The organism is Kitasatospora sp. NPDC101176, from assembly GCF_044768035.1.
In the GTDB taxonomy this organism is placed as follows: Bacteria; Actinomycetota; Actinomycetes; order Streptomycetales; family Streptomycetaceae; genus Kitasatospora.
Genome location: NZ_JBIWPA010000018.1, coordinates 130,852 through 145,653 on the forward strand (window position 1 = coordinate 130,852; position 14,802 = coordinate 145,653).

Sequence of the window (14,802 nt, forward strand, 5' to 3'; positions counted from 1 at the left end):
CGAGGAGTGAGCGGATGAACCTGGCCATCGTCGGCCTGGTGGTGGGCATGGCCCTCGGCTTCGCCGGGTACTTCGGCGGGTTCGCGGCGTTCCTGCTGGTGGCCGCCCTCGGGCTGGTCGGCTTCGTGGCCGGGCGTCTCCTGGAGGGCGACATCGAACTCGGTGACCTCGGCGATCTGCTCCGCGGCCGCGACCGGCGCCGCTGATGGCGGCCCCGGCCCCCGCCGCCCGCCGCCGTGAACCCGCCGTCCGGGGGCGCCTGCGGATCGCCGACCGGGTGTACGCCCGGATCGCCGCCCGGGCCGCCCGGGAGGCGCTCGCCGACGTCTGGACCGGCCGCAGCGCCGAGGGCGCGCCGCCGAGCGTCACGGTCGCCACGCCCGGCAGCACCGTGACCGTGCGGGTCGCCGTCGAGCTGCCCTTCCCCGCCGACCTCGCCGCGCTCGCCCGGGCCGTGCGCGAACGCGTCGCCGCCCAGGTCGCCGGGTTCACCGGGACCAGGGTCTCCGAGGTGGTCGTCGTCGTCGAACGGCTGGTCGCCGGGGGAGCGTCGTGACCGCGGACGGGCCGGTGCAGGCGCAGGGCCCGGTGGTGGAGGGGCCTCCAGCGGCGCCGCCGGACGGCCCGGGGGGCCCGGAGGACGAGGCGGCGGCGCCCAGGGTGCGGCGGCCGCGGGCACCCCGGACCACGGCGGCGGTGATCGTCGCCACCGTCGTGCTGGTGGTCGCCGGGGCACTGCTCTACGACGTGATCGCCGTCCGCGCCGGGCTCCCCGCCCGCCGGTGGCGCGCCCGGATCGCCGACGAACTGGCCACCCGGCACCTGGACGACCCGTGGGTCCTGGTGGGCGCCGGCGTCGCCGTGCTGCTCGGCGGCACCCTGCTCTGGCTCGCCCTCGCCCCCGGGCTCGGACGCTGGCTCCCGTTGCGCCCGCACGGCGGGACCGGTGCCACCATCGACCGGGCCGGCATCGGACACCTGCTCGCCGACCGGGCCGCCGGGCTCCCCGGCGTCGACCACCTGAAGATCCGTCTCAGCCGCCGGCGGATCCGGGTCACCCTCACCGGGACCGCCGATCCGGCGCTGGTGGAGCGACAACTGCGCGACGAGCTGGCCCGGGTGACCCTGGCCCGGCCGCCGCAGCTCGACGTCCGGTCGGCAGGCGGAGCGGCACGGGACGTCGCGCCCGAGCCGGAGACGGGGACGTCCGAGACGGGGACGTCCGAGACGGGGACGGAGATGCCCGAGACGGGGACGTCCGAGACGGGGACGGAGATGCCCGAGACGGAGACTCCGGGGACGGGGACTCCGGGGACGGGCACGGGAACGGGGGCCGCGGGATGAGACGGACGACCGTCAACCGGGTGCTGCTCGGGGTGGTCGGCGCGGTGCTGCTGGCCGTCGGGCTCCTGGTCCTCGCCGGAGGGCTCGACCTGTACGGGCGGCTCGGCGTCCACCCGCCGGGCCGGTGGCCCCTCGCCGCGCCCGGCCGGCCGGTGCTCAGTGCCGCCGCGCGCGGCCGCTGGTCGGGCGCCGTCTGGTGGTGGCCCGTCGTCATCGGCGGGCTGACCGTGATCGTCGTCGGCACCGCCTGGTGGCTGGTGGCCCAGCTGCGGCGCAGCGGCCCGGGCGACATCTCCGTGCCGACGCCCGGTGCCACCGGTCTGCGGTTGCGGATCCGCACCCGGGCGCTGGAGGAGGCGCTCGAGACCGGGACGGCCACTCTCCCCGAGGTGGAGCGGGCCGGGGTGCACCTGGTGCGGGCGTCCGGCCGCCACCGGCTGCGCGGCGCCGTCCGGCTCACCCCGGGCGGCGATCCGGCGGCGCTGGTCGAACACTTCGAGACCGGCCCCAGGGCGGACGCCTGCAGCAGTCTCGGTCTGCCGGAGCTGCCGGCCGACCTGCGGATCAGGGTCCTCCAGGCCGCCCCGACCGAGCCCGCGCGGCGCCGCGGACGGCGCCGCGGGCACCCTCGGGTGGAGTGAGCCGGAGGCGCGGGGGCCGTCCGACCGGGCGGCCGCCCCGCGCCCCGAGCGCTCCTCAGAGGGTGCGCAGGGCGCCGCCGTCCACGGGCACCATCACGCCCGTCAGGTAGGAGGCGGCGGGGGAGAGCAGGAAGGCCGCGACCTTGCCGAACTCCTCCGGGGTGCCGTAGCGGCCGAGCGGGATCGCGGCGGAGGCCTGGGCGCGGGCGCCGTCCGGATCGCCGCCCAGGGAGTCCAGCTCGCGGACGCGGTCCGTGTCGATCCGGGCCGGGAGCAGCCCCACCACCCGGATGCCGCGCGGGCCCAGCTCGTCCGCGAGGGACTTGGCGGCCATCGCCAGCCCGGGGCGCAGGCCGTTGGAGATGCCCAGGCCGGGGATCGGCTGGCGCACCGAGCCGGAGAGCACGAAGCCGATCACGCCGCCCTCGCCGAGCGCCTCGGCGGCCGCGCGGGCGATCCTCAGGGCACCGAGGAAGACCGACTCGAACGCGTCCCGCCAGGCCTCCTCGGGCGCGCCGACCACCTGGCCGGCCTGCGGGCCGCCGACGCTGATCAGCACGCCGTCGAGCCGGCCGAAGTGGGCGGTCGCCTCCGCGACCAGGCGCCCGGCGGTGGCCGGGTCGGCGTTGTCGGCGACCAGGCCGTGGGCGCGACCGCCGCCGAGGGAGTCCAGCTCGGCGACGGCTGCGTCCACCGACTCCTTGCTCCGGCCGCTCACCAGCACCCGCGCGCCGTCGGCGGCCAGCTCCCGGGCACTGGCGAGGCCGAGACCCCGGGTTGCGCCGGTGACCACGTACGCCCTGTCCTTCAGTCCAAGATCCATGGGCCCATCCTGCCGGGTGGCGGGTGACCGGGACAGCAGGCGGGGTGGGTCGGTGGTGCCGCCGCGGAGGCGGGGAGGGCGCCCGAGGCGCTGGCGTTGACGTCGGCGTCAAGGTCTACCGTCGGACGTGGCGGCGCGCGGAGGCGGTCGGGAGAGCGGGGGCGGGCATGCGGATCGGGGAGCTGGCGGAGCGCGCGGGGACGACCACCCGGGCGTTGCGCTACTACGAGCAGCTCGGTCTGCTGCCGGCCCGGCGGGCGGGCAACGGGTACCGGGCGTACGACGAGCGGGACCTGCGGCTGCTGCGGCAGATCCGGACCCTGCAGGACGCCGGGTTCGGCCTCGAGGAGACCCGGCCCTTCGTGGAGTGCCTGCAGGCGGGCCACCCCGAGGGGGACTCCTGTCCGGCCTCGCTGGAGGTGTACCGGCGCAAGCTGGCCGAGCTGGACGAGTGCATCGCCCGGCTGCAGGAGGCCCGGGAGCGGGTCGCCGGGCAGTTCGACCGGGCCGTCAGGGCCCGGGACGGGCTCGCGGCCGAGGCCTCCGGGCAGCGTCCGCCGCAGTGTGGACTGTCGACCGAGTGGACGGAGGAGTAGACGATGGTGCGGATTCCCGGAGTGCCGGCGGTGACGGACGACACGTTCGCCGAGCAGGTGCTACAGGCCGAGGGGCCGGTGCTGGTGGACTTCACGGCGGACTGGTGCCCGCCCTGCCGGATGATGGCGCCGGTGCTGGCGGACATCGCCCGCGAGGAGGCGCACCGGCTGCGGGTGGTCAGTCTGGACGTGGACCACAATCCGCGCACCCAGGCGGCGTACGGGGTGCTGTCGATGCCGACGCTGATGGTGTTCCGCGCCGGTGAGCCGGTGCGCTCGGTGGTCGGTGCCCGGGCGAAGGCGCGGCTGCTGCGCGAGCTGGCCGACGTCCTGTGAACCGGCCCGGCCGGGGGCGATCAGGAGCGGCGGCGCCCGGCTAGGCCGCCGGGACGGGCTCGGCCGGGGCCGCGGCCTCGGCGGCCTGCTTGGCGCGGTCCCTGGCCTCGCGGCGGGCCAGGACCCAGACCCCGACCGGGATCATCGCGGTGAAGAGCCACCACTGGATCGCGTACGCCATGTGCGGGCCGATGTCGGAGTGGTTGGGCTCGGGGATCAGCTGGGGCTGGTCGGCCGGGGCCGGTGCGGTGGCGGTGAGCTCCAGGTAACCGCCGAGCAGTGTGGCGCCGGTGTCCTCGGCCTGCTGGGCGGTGCTGATCAGGTTGAACTGGCGGTCGGGCAGTCCGGCCCGGTCCCTGATGCCGCTGCCGGCGCTGGTCTCGTCGGCGCGCAGCCGGCCGGTCAGGGTGACCTCGCCGCCCGGGGCGGCCGGGACCGGCGGGTAGGCGGTGGCGTCGTCGCCGGAGGCGACCCAGCCGCGGTTGACCAGGACGTCGCCCCGGCCGTCGGAGAGCTTCAGCGGGGTGACCACGAAGTAGCCGATGGTGCCGTTGCTGTCGGTCCGCTTGCGGACCACGAACTCGTGCGCCGTGTCGTACCGACCGGTGGCCGTCACCGCGCGCCAGGTGAGGTCCTTGGGCACCGCGGTGCCGGGCGCGGTCGACAGGGTGTCGAACGGCACCGGGGCGGCGGTGAGGGCCCTGCCGATCAGCTCGTTGCGGGCCACCCGCGCCTCGTGGCGGTGGAGCTGCCAGAAGCCCAGCTCGATCGTGGCGGGGATCAGCAGCAACGCGATCAGCATGGTGATCAGCCACTGCCGGGTCAGCAGAAAACGGTACACATGGGCACGGTACGCCGACCTCACAACGGGCTCACGCACCGGGGTGCGGGGCTACCTCGCGCAGCAGCTGCAGGAAGGCGTCCTCGCCGACCACTGGGGTGCCGACCTCCCGGGCCCGGCGGGCCTTGCCGCTCCAGCTGCCGGGTTCGTTGGTGACCAGCAGGCTGGTGAGCCGGCTCACCGAGGTGGCGATGTGCAGGCCGGCCTCGACGGCGCGGTCCTCCAGCAGCTCGCGGTCGGTGGCGGTGTCGCCGGTGAAGGCCACCCGCATGCCCTGCACGAGCGGCTTGCCGTCCTCCCAGCGCCCCGGGTTGGGGTACGGGCAGGGCGGGCGCTTCTTGGCCTGGCGGTAGGCGGCGCCGGTCCAGGAGGCGCGGCCGGGGGCGGCGGGCTCCTCCTCGCCGAGGTCGGTCACGGCGACGCAGGTCTGCAGCGGCAGCGGGACCCCGCCGAGTCGGGCCAGCCGCAGGCTGGGGCGGAACGCCTCGGCGAGCACCCGGGCGTCGTCGAGGGCGTTGTGCGCCTGCTGCTGCCGGACGCCGAAGTGGGCGGCCAGCGAGGACAGCTTGCCGTTGGGCAGCGGCAGGCGCAGGTCGCGGGAGAGCACCATGGTGCAGATCCGCTGCTCGACCGGGGCGCGCAGGCCGGCCCGGGAGAACTCGCGGGAGATCATGTTCCAGTCGAAGAGCGCGTTGTGGGCGACCAGCACGCGGCCGCGGAGCCGGTCGGCGAAGTCGTCGGCGATCTGCGGGAAGGTCGGGGCGCCGTCGAGCAGCTCGGCGGTGAGCCCGTGGATCCAGACCGGGCCCGGGTCCCGCTCGGGGTTGACCAGGGTGTACCAGTGGTCGGTGACCTCGCCGTCGTGGTCCAGCTGGTAGACACCCGCCGAGATGACGCGGTCCGAGCGGCCGAGGCCGGTGGTCTCGACGTCGACCACCGCGAACCCCGGGGAGGGGTCGGCGGAGCGCTGGGCGGGGACCGGGGCGGTCCGCGGCGCGCCGTGGGTCTCGGGCTGGATCGGTTGCATGGTCCAACAGGATAAGCGCCGCCGGGCACCGCCCCGGTCGACATGTTGCCGCCGACCGGCCGGAATAGAGTGGTCCGCATCGGTGTCGTACATCCGGTCGACCCCGATCCCCAGGCCGCCGACACCCCTGACGGCCGTCTCCGTAAGGACGAACACCCATGCGCGCCACCGTGATCCACGGCCCCAACGACATCCGGATCGAAGAGGTCCCGGACCCGGTGATCCAGCACCCGACGGACGTGGTGGTCCGGGTGGTGAACGCCTGCATCTGCGGCAGCGACCTGTGGGCGTACCGCGGGGTGGCCCAGCGGGTGGCGGGGCAGCGGATCGGGCACGAGTTCCTCGGCGTGGTCGAGGAGGCCGGTGCGGAGGTGCGGGGCTTCGCGCCCGGGGACCTGGTGGTGGCGCCCTTCGTCTGGTCGGACGGCAGCTGCGACTTCTGCCGGGAGGGCCTGCAGACCTCCTGCCCGCACGGCGGGTTCTGGGGCCAGGTCGGGTCGGACGGCGGTCAGGGCGAGGCGGTGCGGGTGCCGTTCGCCGACGGCACGCTGGTGAAGCTCCCGAAGGAGGCCGCGGGCGACGAGAAGCTGCTGCCGGGCCTGCTGGCGCTGTCGGACGTGATGGCCACCGGGCACCACGCGGCGGTGTCGGCGCGGGTCCGCCCGGGCGCGACGGTCGCGGTGGTCGGTGACGGCGCGGTGGGCCTGTGCGGCGTGCTGGCGGCGCACCGGCTGGGCGCGGGCCGGATCATCGCGCTGGGCCGGCACGCCGCCCGGACCGATCTGGCCAGGCGCTTCGGCGCGACGGACGTGGTGGCCGAGCGCGGCGAGGCGGCGATCGAGGCGGTGAAGGAGCTGACCGGCGGGCAGGGCGCGCACGCGGTGCTGGAGGCGGTCGGGACGGAGGAGTCGATGCGCACGGCCGTGTCGATCACCCGGGACGGCGGTGCGGTGGGCTACGTCGGCGTTCCGCACGGCGGCAGCGCGGGCGTCGACATCGGTCAGATGTTCGGCCGAAACGTTTCGCTGAACGGTGGGGTCGCCCCGGCCCGCGCCTACATCCCGGAGCTGCTGCCCGACGTCCTGTCCGGTGCCATCGAGCCGGGCCTGGTCTTCGACCGCACCGTGGACCTCGACGGCGTCCCGGACGGCTACCGGGCGATGGACGACCGGTCGGCGCTGAAGGTCCGCATCGCGTTCTGACGCTGCGTCAGAAGGGGTGGCACCGCTGGGCGGTGCCACCCCTTCCGCGTGTGCGGGTGGTGTGCCGGGCGTGACGCGGGTGGTGGTTTTCGGCCAATTGGATAGTGCGAGGGGGTGAACGGCTGGCTGATCGCGGTCAACCCCTTTCGGGGCGGGCACGACGCTCCTAGCATTGCGCGGCGCGCACACGGAATGTGACGCCCCTCACGTCGGATCGTTCCTCATGTGCGACCGCTACGCCGAAGGAGTGAGGAGACCAGAGAGTGGATTCGCCGCCGATCACCACTGCCCCTACGGATGTCCAACTCATCGATGACAGCGCGGAGTTCCGCGCCCTACGGCGCTCGTTCCGGAGCTTCGCCTTCCCGGTCACCATCGGCTTCGTGCTCTGGTACCTGCTCTACGTCCTGCTCTCCTGCTACGCCCCGGGCCTGATGGGCACCAAGGTCCTCGGGCACGTCAACGTGGCCCTGGTGCTGGGGCTCCTGCAGTTCGTCACCACCTTCGTCATCGCCGGTTGGTACGCCCGCTACGCGGACCGGCGGATCGACCCGCCCGCCGCCGCGATCCGCGAGGCCCACGGCGCCGTCGTCCACGCCCCCCGGGAGTCCGCCGAATGACCTTGCTCGCCAGTTCCGCCACCGAGCACCGCGGCCTGACGATGACCCTGTTCGGGCTCTTCGTCCTGGCCACCCTGGGCATCACCGTCTGGGCCGGACGGCAGACCCGCAGCGCCGCCGACTTCTACGCCGGGGGCCGCGGCTTCACCGGCTTCCAGAACGGCCTGGCCATCTCCGGCGACTACATGTCCGCCGCCTCCTTCCTCGGCATCGCCGGCACCATCGCGCTGGCCGGCTACGACGGCTTCCTCTACTCGATCGGCTTCCTGGTCGCCTGGCTGGTCGCGCTGCTGCTGATCGCCGAACCCCTGCGCAACTCCGGCCGGTTCACCATGGCGGACGTGCTCGCCTTCCGGATGCGCCAGCGCCCGGTGCGCACCGCGGCCGGCGTCTCCACCATCGTGGTGTCGATCTTCTACCTGCTCGCCCAGATGGTCGGCGCCGGGACGCTGGTCGCCCTGCTGCTCGGGGTCAACGGTGACGCGGCCAAGCGCTGGACCATCGTCGCGGTCGGCGCGCTGATGGTGGTCTACGTGGTGATAGGGGGCATGAAGGGCACCACCTGGGTGCAGATCGTCAAGGCGGTGCTGCTGATCGCCGGCGCCGCGCTGATGACCGTCATGGTGCTCGCCAAGTACCACTTCAACCCCTCCGAGCTGCTGGGCGCGGCGGCGAGCGCCAGCGGCAAGGGCGAGGCCTTCCTCCAGCCGGGGCAGAAGTACGGCAGCGGCACCGCCAAACTCGACTTCATCAGCCTCGGCATCGCGCTGGTGCTCGGCACCGCGGGCCTGCCGCACATCCTGGTCCGCTTCTACACCGTGCCCACCGCCAAGGTCGCCCGGAAGTCGGTGCTCTGGGCGATCGGCATCATCGGCGTCTTCTACCTGATGACCCTGGCGCTCGGCTTCGGTGCCGCGGCCCTGGTCGGCTCCAAGGCGATCAAGGCGGCCAACCCGGCCGGCAACACCGCGGCCCCGCAGCTGGCCGAGGCGCTCGGCGGGGTCGGCACCACCGGCGGCGCCGTCCTGCTCGCGGTGATCTCGGCCGTGGCGTTCGCCACCATCCTCGCCGTGGTCGCCGGTCTGACCCTGGCCTCCTCGGCCTCCTTCGCGCACGACCTGTACGCCAACGTGATCCGCCGCGGCAAGGCCAGCGAGAAGGAGGAGGTGCGCTCGGCGAAGTGGGCCGCGGTGGCGATCGGCGCCGTCTCGATCGTGCTCAGCCTCTTCGCGGACAAGCTCAACACCGCCGCCCTGGTCGCCCTGGCCTTCGCGGTGGCCGCCTCGGCGAACCTGCCCACCCTGCTCTACTCGCTGTTCTGGAAGCGCTTCACCACCGTCGGCGCGGTCAGCTCGGTCTACGCCGGCCTGATCAGCTCGGTGCTGCTGGTGGTCTTCTCCACGGTCGTCTCCGGCGGGGAGAAGTCGCTCTTCCCGCACTCCGACTTCCACTGGTTCCCGCTGGAGAACCCCGGCCTGGTCTCCATCCCGGTCGGCTTCCTGGCGGGGTGGATCGGCACCCTGCTGTCGAAGGAGCGAGCCGACCCGGCGAAGTACGCTGAACTGGAGGTCCGCTCGCTGACCGGGCTGGGCGCCCACTGATCATCCGGGGATGACTATGCTGGCCCGGCCCCGCCGTGACGGTGGCCGGGCCGGCCGCATTCTCGGGAAGGGACGCACGTGCTGCTCGACACCTTCGGACGACAGGCCGTCGACCTGCGGGTATCCCTCACCGACCGGTGCAACCTGCGGTGCACCTACTGCATGCCCGAGGAGGGCCTGCAGTGGCTGGCCAAGCCCGACCTGCTCACCGACGAGGAGATCGTCCGGCTGGTCACCGTCGCCGTGCGCGACCTGGGCGTCCGCGAGGTCCGCTTCACCGGTGGCGAGCCGCTGCTGCGCCCCGGGCTGGTCGCCGTCGTCGCGGCCTGCTCCGAGTTGGAGCCGCGCCCCGAGCTCTCCCTCACCACCAACGGCATAGGCCTGGCCAGGACGGCCACCGCGCTGCGCACGGCCGGGCTCGACCGGGTCAACGTCTCCCTGGACACCCTCGACCCGGAGGTGTTCCACACCCTCACCCGCCGCCACCGCCACCAGGACGTGCTGGACGGACTGGCCGCCGCGGAGGCGGCCGGGCTGGCGCCGGTCAAGCTGAACGCGGTGCTGATGCGCGGGGTCAACGACCACGAGGCGGCCCACCTGCTGTCCTGGTGCCTGGAGCGCGGCTACGAGCTGCGCTTCATCGAGCAGATGCCGCTGGACGCCCAGCACGGCTGGGACCGCTCCTCGATGGTCACCGCCGAGGAGATCCTGGACCTGCTCCGCGCGCGCTTCACGCTCACGCCCGAGCCCTCCGCGCGCCGCGGTGCGGCGCCCGCCGAGCGCTGGGTGGTGGACGGCGGCCCGGGCCGGGTGGGCGTGATCGCCTCCGTCACCCGCCCGTTCTGCCGGGCCTGCGACCGGACCCGGCTGACCGCCGACGGTCAGGTGCGCGACTGCCTGTTCGCGACCGGGGAGACGGACCTGCGCACCGCCCTGCGCTCGGGCGCGGACGACGCCGAGCTCGGTGCGCTGTGGCGGGCGGCGATGTGGGGCAAGAAGGCCGGGGCCGGCATCGACGACCCGGAGTTCCACCAGCCCGAGCGGCCGATGTCGGCGATCGGCGGCTGAGCCGGCGTCAGGAGGCCTCGGAGGTCCCGGACGTCTCGGGAGTCCAGTCGGCGAAGGCGACGACCTCCTTGAGGAAGCCGCGCACCCCCAGGAACTGGGACAGCGACTCGCGGTGCTCCTCGCAGGCGAGCCAGGTCTTGCGGCGGTCCGGGGTGTGCAGCTTCGGGTTGTTCCACGCCAGCACCCAGAGGGCGTCCGCCCGGCAGCCCTTGGCGGAGCAGATCGGGGTCTGCGGGGTGTCCATCGGGCCGTCCTCGAACGTTGGCGGGTGGTCTGCACCGCCAGTCTTTCACGTGCCCCCGGCCGCCCGGGTCGGGGCCGTCCGGATCGGGGCATGGCGACGCCGGGCAGCCACGGGGGGAGCCGCCCGGCGTCGGTCCGTCGCTCCGACGGGGGATGCGGAGCGCGTACGCAGTATGTCACGCCGGGGGGCCCGCTTGGGGAGGTCCTGCATGATTAATCTGAGCTTCTTTTGAGCTTTCCCCGAGCCGAACCGCCAGCAACCCCCGTGAACCGGGCGCTCAGCCCGCGTTCTGTGAAGGATCGGTGGCAGCCCCCGCGGCCCCTGCCGCACCGGTGGCCGCACCCGCCCCACCCGTCCCGCCCGGGCCGAGCATCAGCGGGGTGTCGGCCGGGATGTCGAAGGTGCTCGGCAGACCGGGGGCCCGCTCCCGGCCGGCATTGGCTATCAGAACGGCGAAGTAGGGCAGCAGCACGGCGCCGGCCAGCGCCCCGAACGCCAGCCAGCGCTGGACGTCCCACAGCACCACCGCGAGCAGCACGCAGACCGTCCGGAGCAGCATGGACACCACGTAGCGGCGCTGCCGCCCGCGGACGTCCTCGGTGAGGCTGCTGCGAGCCTCCGTGATCCGGTGGACCTGCCCACCGCCGGCGCCCTTGCCCATGTCCTACCGCCCTCGTCCACGCACCCGCGCGCCTCGCCGCGCGGCCTCCTCACGGTACGCCCGGGCGCGGGCGGCGACGAGACCGGGTGGGCGGGGCCCACCCGGTCGGGTCTGCTACTGGCCTGTCCGGCGCAGTCGGGGAGGGCGGGCGGCGCGTCCGCGCCCGTCACGGCCGTCGGCCGGGGCCGTCACGGCCGTCGGGAGAGGTACTGCGGGGGGACGGCGTCGGTGAGCCAGACCCCGTTGTCGCTGATCCGGAACTCGTGGCCGGCCGCCGACATCGCGGCCGCGTTCACGGTGAGCACGACCGGGCGGCCGTGCCGGGCGCCCACCCGCACCGCCGTCTCGGTGTCCGCGGACAGGTGGACGTCCTGGCGCGCCATCGGGCGCAGGCCCTCGCGGAAGATCGACGCCAGGTGGCGGTCGGCGGTGCCGTGGTACAGGACCGGGGGCGGCACGGCGGCGGACAGACCGAGGTCGACCGCCACCGTGTGCCCCTGGTTGGCGCGGATCGAGAGACCGTCCGCGGAGTAGCCGAAGCGGCGCTTGTTGTTGGTGGCCACCACGTGGTCGAGCTCGGCCCTGGTCAGGCGGTTGCCCTTGGCCGCGAGCGCGCCGAGCAGCACGTCGATGCCGACCCAGCCGGCCCCGTCCAGGGTGATGCCCACCCGGTCGGGGTCGTGCCGCAGGATGCGCGACAGCATCTTGCTCGTCTTGACCAGCCGCTTCTCGTCCATCATGTCTCTCGTATCCCCCCGTCGGCCGCCGGCTATGAGGCCTGGCTGACCGAACTCATGTTGAAGTCCGCGACACGCACGGGTGGCATCGCGGTGCGGGTGAAGTAGTCGTTCCACTCGCGGGGCAGGCAGCGTTCGGTGCGGCCCGCCTCGGTGATCCGGCCCAGCAGGTCCACCGGGGACTCGTTGAACCGGAAGTTGTTGACCGCGCCGACGACCTCGCCGTCCTCGACCAGGTAGACGCCGTCCCTGGTCAGGCCGGTGAGCAGCAGCGTCGCCGGGTCCACCTCGCGGATGTACCAGAGGCAGGTGAGCAGCAGGCCGCGCCGGGTGCGGGCGATCATCTCGTCCAGGGTCGGCGCGGCGTCCTGGTCGGCCGCCTCCAGCACCAGGTTGTCGCCGGCCGGGCGCAGCGGCAGCCCGCTGAGGCTGGCGGAGTGCCGGCTGGTGACCAGGTCGGCCAGGGCGCCCTCGCGGATCCACTCGGTGGCGGTGATCGGCAGACCGTTGTCGAAGACCGAGGAGTCGCCGCCGGTGGAGTGGGTGAGGACGAACGGGGCCGTCTCCAGGCCGGGTTCGGCCGGGTCGGAGCGCAGCGTCAGGGGCAGGGCGGCGAGCTTGTCGCCGATCCGGGTGCCGCCGCCGGGCCGGGAGAAGACCGTCCGGCCCTCGTGGGCGTCCCGGCCGCCGGAGGACCAGTGCATGTAGATCATCAGGTCGGCCACCGCCGAGGGCGGCAGCAGCGTCTCGTACCGGCCGGCCGGCAGGTCCACCCGGCGGGCGCCCCAGCCGAGGCGCTTGGTCAGCTCGGTGTGCAGGGTGGCGACGTCCACGTCGGTGAAGTCCCGGGTGGCGGCGCCGGCCCAGGCCGAGCCGGACAGGTCGGCGGTCTTGGCGTTGATCTCGACCATGCCGGTCGGCTGGTCGTGCCGCAGCCGCAGGCCGGTCGAGGTGCCCAGGTAGCTGGTGACGATCTCGTGCCGGGCGAAGCCGTACAGCAGCTCGCCCTGCGCGGCCGCCCGGGCGAAGGCCTCGCCGAGGGCCGGACCGAAGGCGTCGAACACCTCGATCGAGGTCTCGCGGGGCGGCTCGGTGAAGTGCGGCGAGGACGGCTGCCCGGTGGGCAGCGGCTGGGCGTCCTCCGCCGGGCCGGCCGCGCGGGCGGCCTCCTCGGCGGCCCGGACCAGGCCCTCCACCTCCTCCGGGGCGACGGCCTCGCGGGAGACCACGCCGGACGCGGTGCCCTCGGCGCCGGCCACCGTGGCGATCACGGTGAGGCTGCGGCCGCGGGTGACGCCGTTGGTGGTCAGCGCGTTGCCGGCCCAGCGCAGGTTGGCGGTGGACTCCTCGTCGGCGATCACCACGCAGCCGTCGGCGCGGGAGAGGCCGAGTGCCAGCTCGACGAGTTCGTGGGGCTGCATCGCGGTCATCAGTGACCCGCCTCCTGCTGGGTGTTGAGCACGTTGACGTTGCGGAACAGCGCCGACGGGCAGCCGTGGCTGACCGCCGCGACCTGGCCGGGCTGCGCCTTGCCGCAGTTGAAGGCGCCGCCGAGGACGTAGGTCTGCGGGCCGCCGACCGCCGTCATCGAGCCCCAGAAGTCGGTGGTGGTCGCCTGGTAGGCGAAGTCCTTCACCTGGCCCGCGAGTTGGCCGTTGCGGATGGCGTAGGCGCGCTGGCCGGTGAACTGGAAGTTGTAGCGCTGCATGTCGATCGACCAGGAGCGGTCGCCGACGATGTACAGGCCGTTCTCCACCCCGGCGAACAGGCCCTCGGTGTCCGGGCCGCCCGCGGCGGGCTGGAGCGAGACGTTCGCCATCCGCTGCACCGGCACGTGCGCCGGGGAGTCCGCGAAGGCGCACCCGTTGGAGCGCTCGAAGCCCTTCAACCGCGCCATGCCGCGGTCGAGTTGGTAGCCGACCAGGATGCCGTCGCGGACCAGGTCCCAGGACTGGGTGGCGACGCCCTCGTCGTCGTAGCCGATGGTGGACAGGCCGTGCTCGGCGGTGCGGTCGCCGGTGACGTGCATCAGCTCGGAGCCGTACTTCAGCGAGCCCAGCCGGTCGAAGGTGGCGAAGGAGGTGCCGGCGTAGGCGGCCTCGTAGCCGAGCGCGCGGTCCAGCTCGGTGGCGTGGCCGATCGACTCGTGGATGGTCAGCCAGAGGTTGGACGGGTCGATCACCAGGTCGTAGCGGCCGGCCTCGACGCTGGGCGCCCGCATCTTCTCGGCGAGCAGGGACGGCAGTTCGGCGAGCTCGGCGTCCCAGTCCCAGCCGGTGCCGCGCAGGTACTCGAAGCCGCGCCCGACCGGCGGGGCCAGCGTGCGCATCGAGTCGAAGGCCCCGGTGCGCTCGTCCACCGAGGTGGCCTCCAGCGTCGGGTGCAGCCGGATCCGCTGCTGGGTGGTGACGGTGCCGGCGGTGTCCGCGTAGAACTTGTTCTCCTGGACGGTCAGCAGGCTCGCCTGGACGTGCGAGACGCCCTCGGCGGCCAGCAGCCGTGCGCTCCAGTCGGCGAGCAGCGCCGTCTTCTCCGCGTCCGGCACGTCGAAGGGGTTCTCCCGGTAGGAGGAGACCCAGGTGGCGTCCCGGTGGACGGGTTCGTCGGCCAGTTCGACCCGCTCGGTGGAGCCCGCGGTCCGGCTGATCCCCCCGGAGAGCCGGGCCACCGCGACGGCCTGCTCGGCCACCCTCGCCGCCGCGGCGGGGGTGAGGTCGACCCCGGCGGCGAAGCCCCAGGCGCCGTCCAGCAGGACCCGGACGGCGAAGCCCAGCTGCACGCTGTCGGAGGTGCCGGCCGGGCGGGCGTCACGCAGTCGCCGGGAGGCGCTGCGGACCCGCTCCAGGCGGAAGTCGGCGTGGCCGGCGCCGAGTTCGCGGGCCCGGGTGAGGGCGGCGTCGGCGAGGGTGCGCAGCGGCAGCTCGAGGAACAGCGGGTCGACGGCGCGCCCGTGCGGGGCGCCGACGCTGTCGGCCGGAGGGATCGGAGGCAATCGGGCTCCCTGGTCGCGGAGGGTGGCGGTGCGGCGCCGCACAGGGGCGCCCGCACCGCATCATGGCCC

18 protein-coding genes are annotated in these 14,802 nt (G+C 74.3%); 10 read left to right on the plus strand and 8 right to left on the minus strand.

What is annotated here, in order from left to right:
• Window positions 1–14 precede the first annotated feature (14 nt).
• The 4 genes from ACIRS1_RS23840 to ACIRS1_RS23855 are packed head-to-tail and all read left to right on the plus strand — an operon-like array spanning window position 15 to window position 1,985.
• Complete coding sequence (locus tag ACIRS1_RS23840) at window positions 15–206, plus strand: hypothetical protein (protein WP_063349611.1); 192 nt, start codon at window positions 15–17, stop codon at window positions 204–206.
• Window positions 206–556 (plus strand): Asp23/Gls24 family envelope stress response protein, encoded by a 351-nt coding sequence (locus ACIRS1_RS23845; protein WP_360211818.1) that lies wholly within the window; start codon window positions 206–208, stop codon window positions 554–556. Before ACIRS1_RS23840 ends, ACIRS1_RS23845 begins: the two co-directional genes overlap by 1 nt.
• On the plus strand, window positions 553–1,344 hold the full coding sequence (locus ACIRS1_RS23850) for a DUF6286 domain-containing protein (RefSeq protein WP_402843073.1): 792 nt from the start codon (window positions 553–555) through the stop codon (window positions 1,342–1,344). The genes ACIRS1_RS23845 and ACIRS1_RS23850 overlap by 4 nt, the downstream gene beginning before the upstream one ends.
• Window positions 1,341–1,985 carry an alkaline shock response membrane anchor protein AmaP gene (locus ACIRS1_RS23855; protein ID WP_360211824.1) on the plus strand — a complete coding sequence of 215 codons (645 nt, stop codon included), beginning with the start codon at window positions 1,341–1,343 and terminating at the stop codon, window positions 1,983–1,985. Before ACIRS1_RS23850 ends, ACIRS1_RS23855 begins: the two co-directional genes overlap by 4 nt.
• 55 nt (window positions 1,986–2,040) lie before the next feature.
• On the opposite strand, the gene ACIRS1_RS23860 is transcribed toward ACIRS1_RS23855, so the two are convergent.
• Window positions 2,041–2,808 (minus strand): SDR family oxidoreductase, encoded by a 768-nt coding sequence (locus tag ACIRS1_RS23860; RefSeq protein WP_387901640.1) that lies wholly within the window; start codon window positions 2,806–2,808, stop codon window positions 2,041–2,043.
• A 167-nt stretch (window positions 2,809–2,975) separates the two neighbouring features.
• Between ACIRS1_RS23860 and ACIRS1_RS23865 the strand changes: the two genes are divergently transcribed.
• The gene (locus ACIRS1_RS23865; protein WP_402843075.1) at window positions 2,976–3,404 is read left to right on the plus strand and encodes a MerR family transcriptional regulator; all 429 of its coding nucleotides are present in this window, start codon (window positions 2,976–2,978) and stop codon (window positions 3,402–3,404) included.
• Window positions 3,405–3,407: 3 nt separating this feature from the next.
• Entirely contained in the window at window positions 3,408–3,740 is a 333-nt protein-coding gene (trxA, locus tag ACIRS1_RS23870) for a thioredoxin (RefSeq protein ID WP_360211831.1), read from the plus strand.
• Window positions 3,741–3,780: 40 nt separating this feature from the next.
• Here trxA and ACIRS1_RS23875 read toward each other — a convergent pair whose 3' ends face one another.
• Together ACIRS1_RS23875 and ACIRS1_RS23880 are read right to left on the minus strand one after the other, a co-directional pair.
• Window positions 3,781–4,581 carry an SURF1 family protein gene (locus ACIRS1_RS23875; protein ID WP_402843079.1) on the minus strand — a complete coding sequence of 267 codons (801 nt, stop codon included), beginning with the start codon at window positions 4,579–4,581 and terminating at the stop codon, window positions 3,781–3,783.
• Window positions 4,582–4,612: 31 nt separating this feature from the next.
• Window positions 4,613–5,608: a DEDDh family exonuclease gene (locus ACIRS1_RS23880; RefSeq protein WP_360211835.1), complete on the minus strand. Its 996-nt coding sequence runs from the start codon at window positions 5,606–5,608 to the stop codon at window positions 4,613–4,615.
• 158 nt (window positions 5,609–5,766) lie between these two features.
• On the opposite strand from ACIRS1_RS23880, the gene ACIRS1_RS23885 reads away from it, so the two are divergent.
• The 4 genes from ACIRS1_RS23885 to moaA all read left to right on the plus strand — a co-directional run bounded on the left by ACIRS1_RS23885 (window position 5,767) and on the right by moaA (window position 10,099).
• Window positions 5,767–6,810 carry a zinc-dependent alcohol dehydrogenase family protein gene (locus tag ACIRS1_RS23885; protein ID WP_360211837.1) on the plus strand — a complete coding sequence of 348 codons (1,044 nt, stop codon included), beginning with the start codon at window positions 5,767–5,769 and terminating at the stop codon, window positions 6,808–6,810.
• A 263-nt stretch (window positions 6,811–7,073) separates the two neighbouring features.
• Entirely contained in the window at window positions 7,074–7,430 is a 357-nt protein-coding gene (locus ACIRS1_RS23890; protein WP_360211839.1) for a DUF485 domain-containing protein, read from the plus strand.
• Window positions 7,427–9,031, plus strand: coding sequence for a cation acetate symporter (locus ACIRS1_RS23895; protein WP_360211840.1), 1,605 nt, complete (start codon window positions 7,427–7,429; stop codon window positions 9,029–9,031). Before ACIRS1_RS23890 ends, ACIRS1_RS23895 begins: the two co-directional genes overlap by 4 nt.
• Window positions 9,032–9,109: 78 nt before the next feature.
• On the plus strand, window positions 9,110–10,099 hold the full coding sequence (gene moaA / locus ACIRS1_RS23900) for a GTP 3',8-cyclase MoaA (protein WP_402843083.1): 990 nt from the start codon (window positions 9,110–9,112) through the stop codon (window positions 10,097–10,099).
• Between the two features lie 7 nt (window positions 10,100–10,106).
• Here moaA and ACIRS1_RS23905 read toward each other — a convergent pair whose 3' ends face one another.
• The 5 genes from ACIRS1_RS23905 to ACIRS1_RS23925 form a co-directional block, all read right to left on the minus strand.
• The gene (locus ACIRS1_RS23905; RefSeq protein ID WP_402843085.1) at window positions 10,107–10,343 is read right to left on the minus strand and encodes a hypothetical protein; all 237 of its coding nucleotides are present in this window, start codon (window positions 10,341–10,343) and stop codon (window positions 10,107–10,109) included.
• A 277-nt stretch (window positions 10,344–10,620) separates the two neighbouring features.
• A complete protein-coding gene (locus ACIRS1_RS23910) occupies window positions 10,621–11,004 on the minus strand; it encodes a DUF3099 domain-containing protein (protein WP_402843088.1) in 384 nt (127 codons plus the stop codon).
• A 188-nt stretch (window positions 11,005–11,192) separates the two neighbouring features.
• The gene (locus ACIRS1_RS23915) at window positions 11,193–11,741 is read right to left on the minus strand and encodes an RNA 2'-phosphotransferase (RefSeq protein WP_402843123.1); all 549 of its coding nucleotides are present in this window, start codon (window positions 11,739–11,741) and stop codon (window positions 11,193–11,195) included.
• A gap of 32 nt (window positions 11,742–11,773) precedes the next feature.
• The gene (locus tag ACIRS1_RS23920) at window positions 11,774–13,171 is read right to left on the minus strand and encodes a metallopeptidase TldD-related protein (RefSeq protein WP_402843091.1); all 1,398 of its coding nucleotides are present in this window, start codon (window positions 13,169–13,171) and stop codon (window positions 11,774–11,776) included.
• On the minus strand, window positions 13,171–14,724 hold the full coding sequence (locus tag ACIRS1_RS23925) for a TldD/PmbA family protein (protein ID WP_402843125.1): 1,554 nt from the start codon (window positions 14,722–14,724) through the stop codon (window positions 13,171–13,173). The genes ACIRS1_RS23920 and ACIRS1_RS23925 overlap by 1 nt, the downstream gene beginning before the upstream one ends.
• Window positions 14,725–14,802 lie beyond the last annotated feature (78 nt).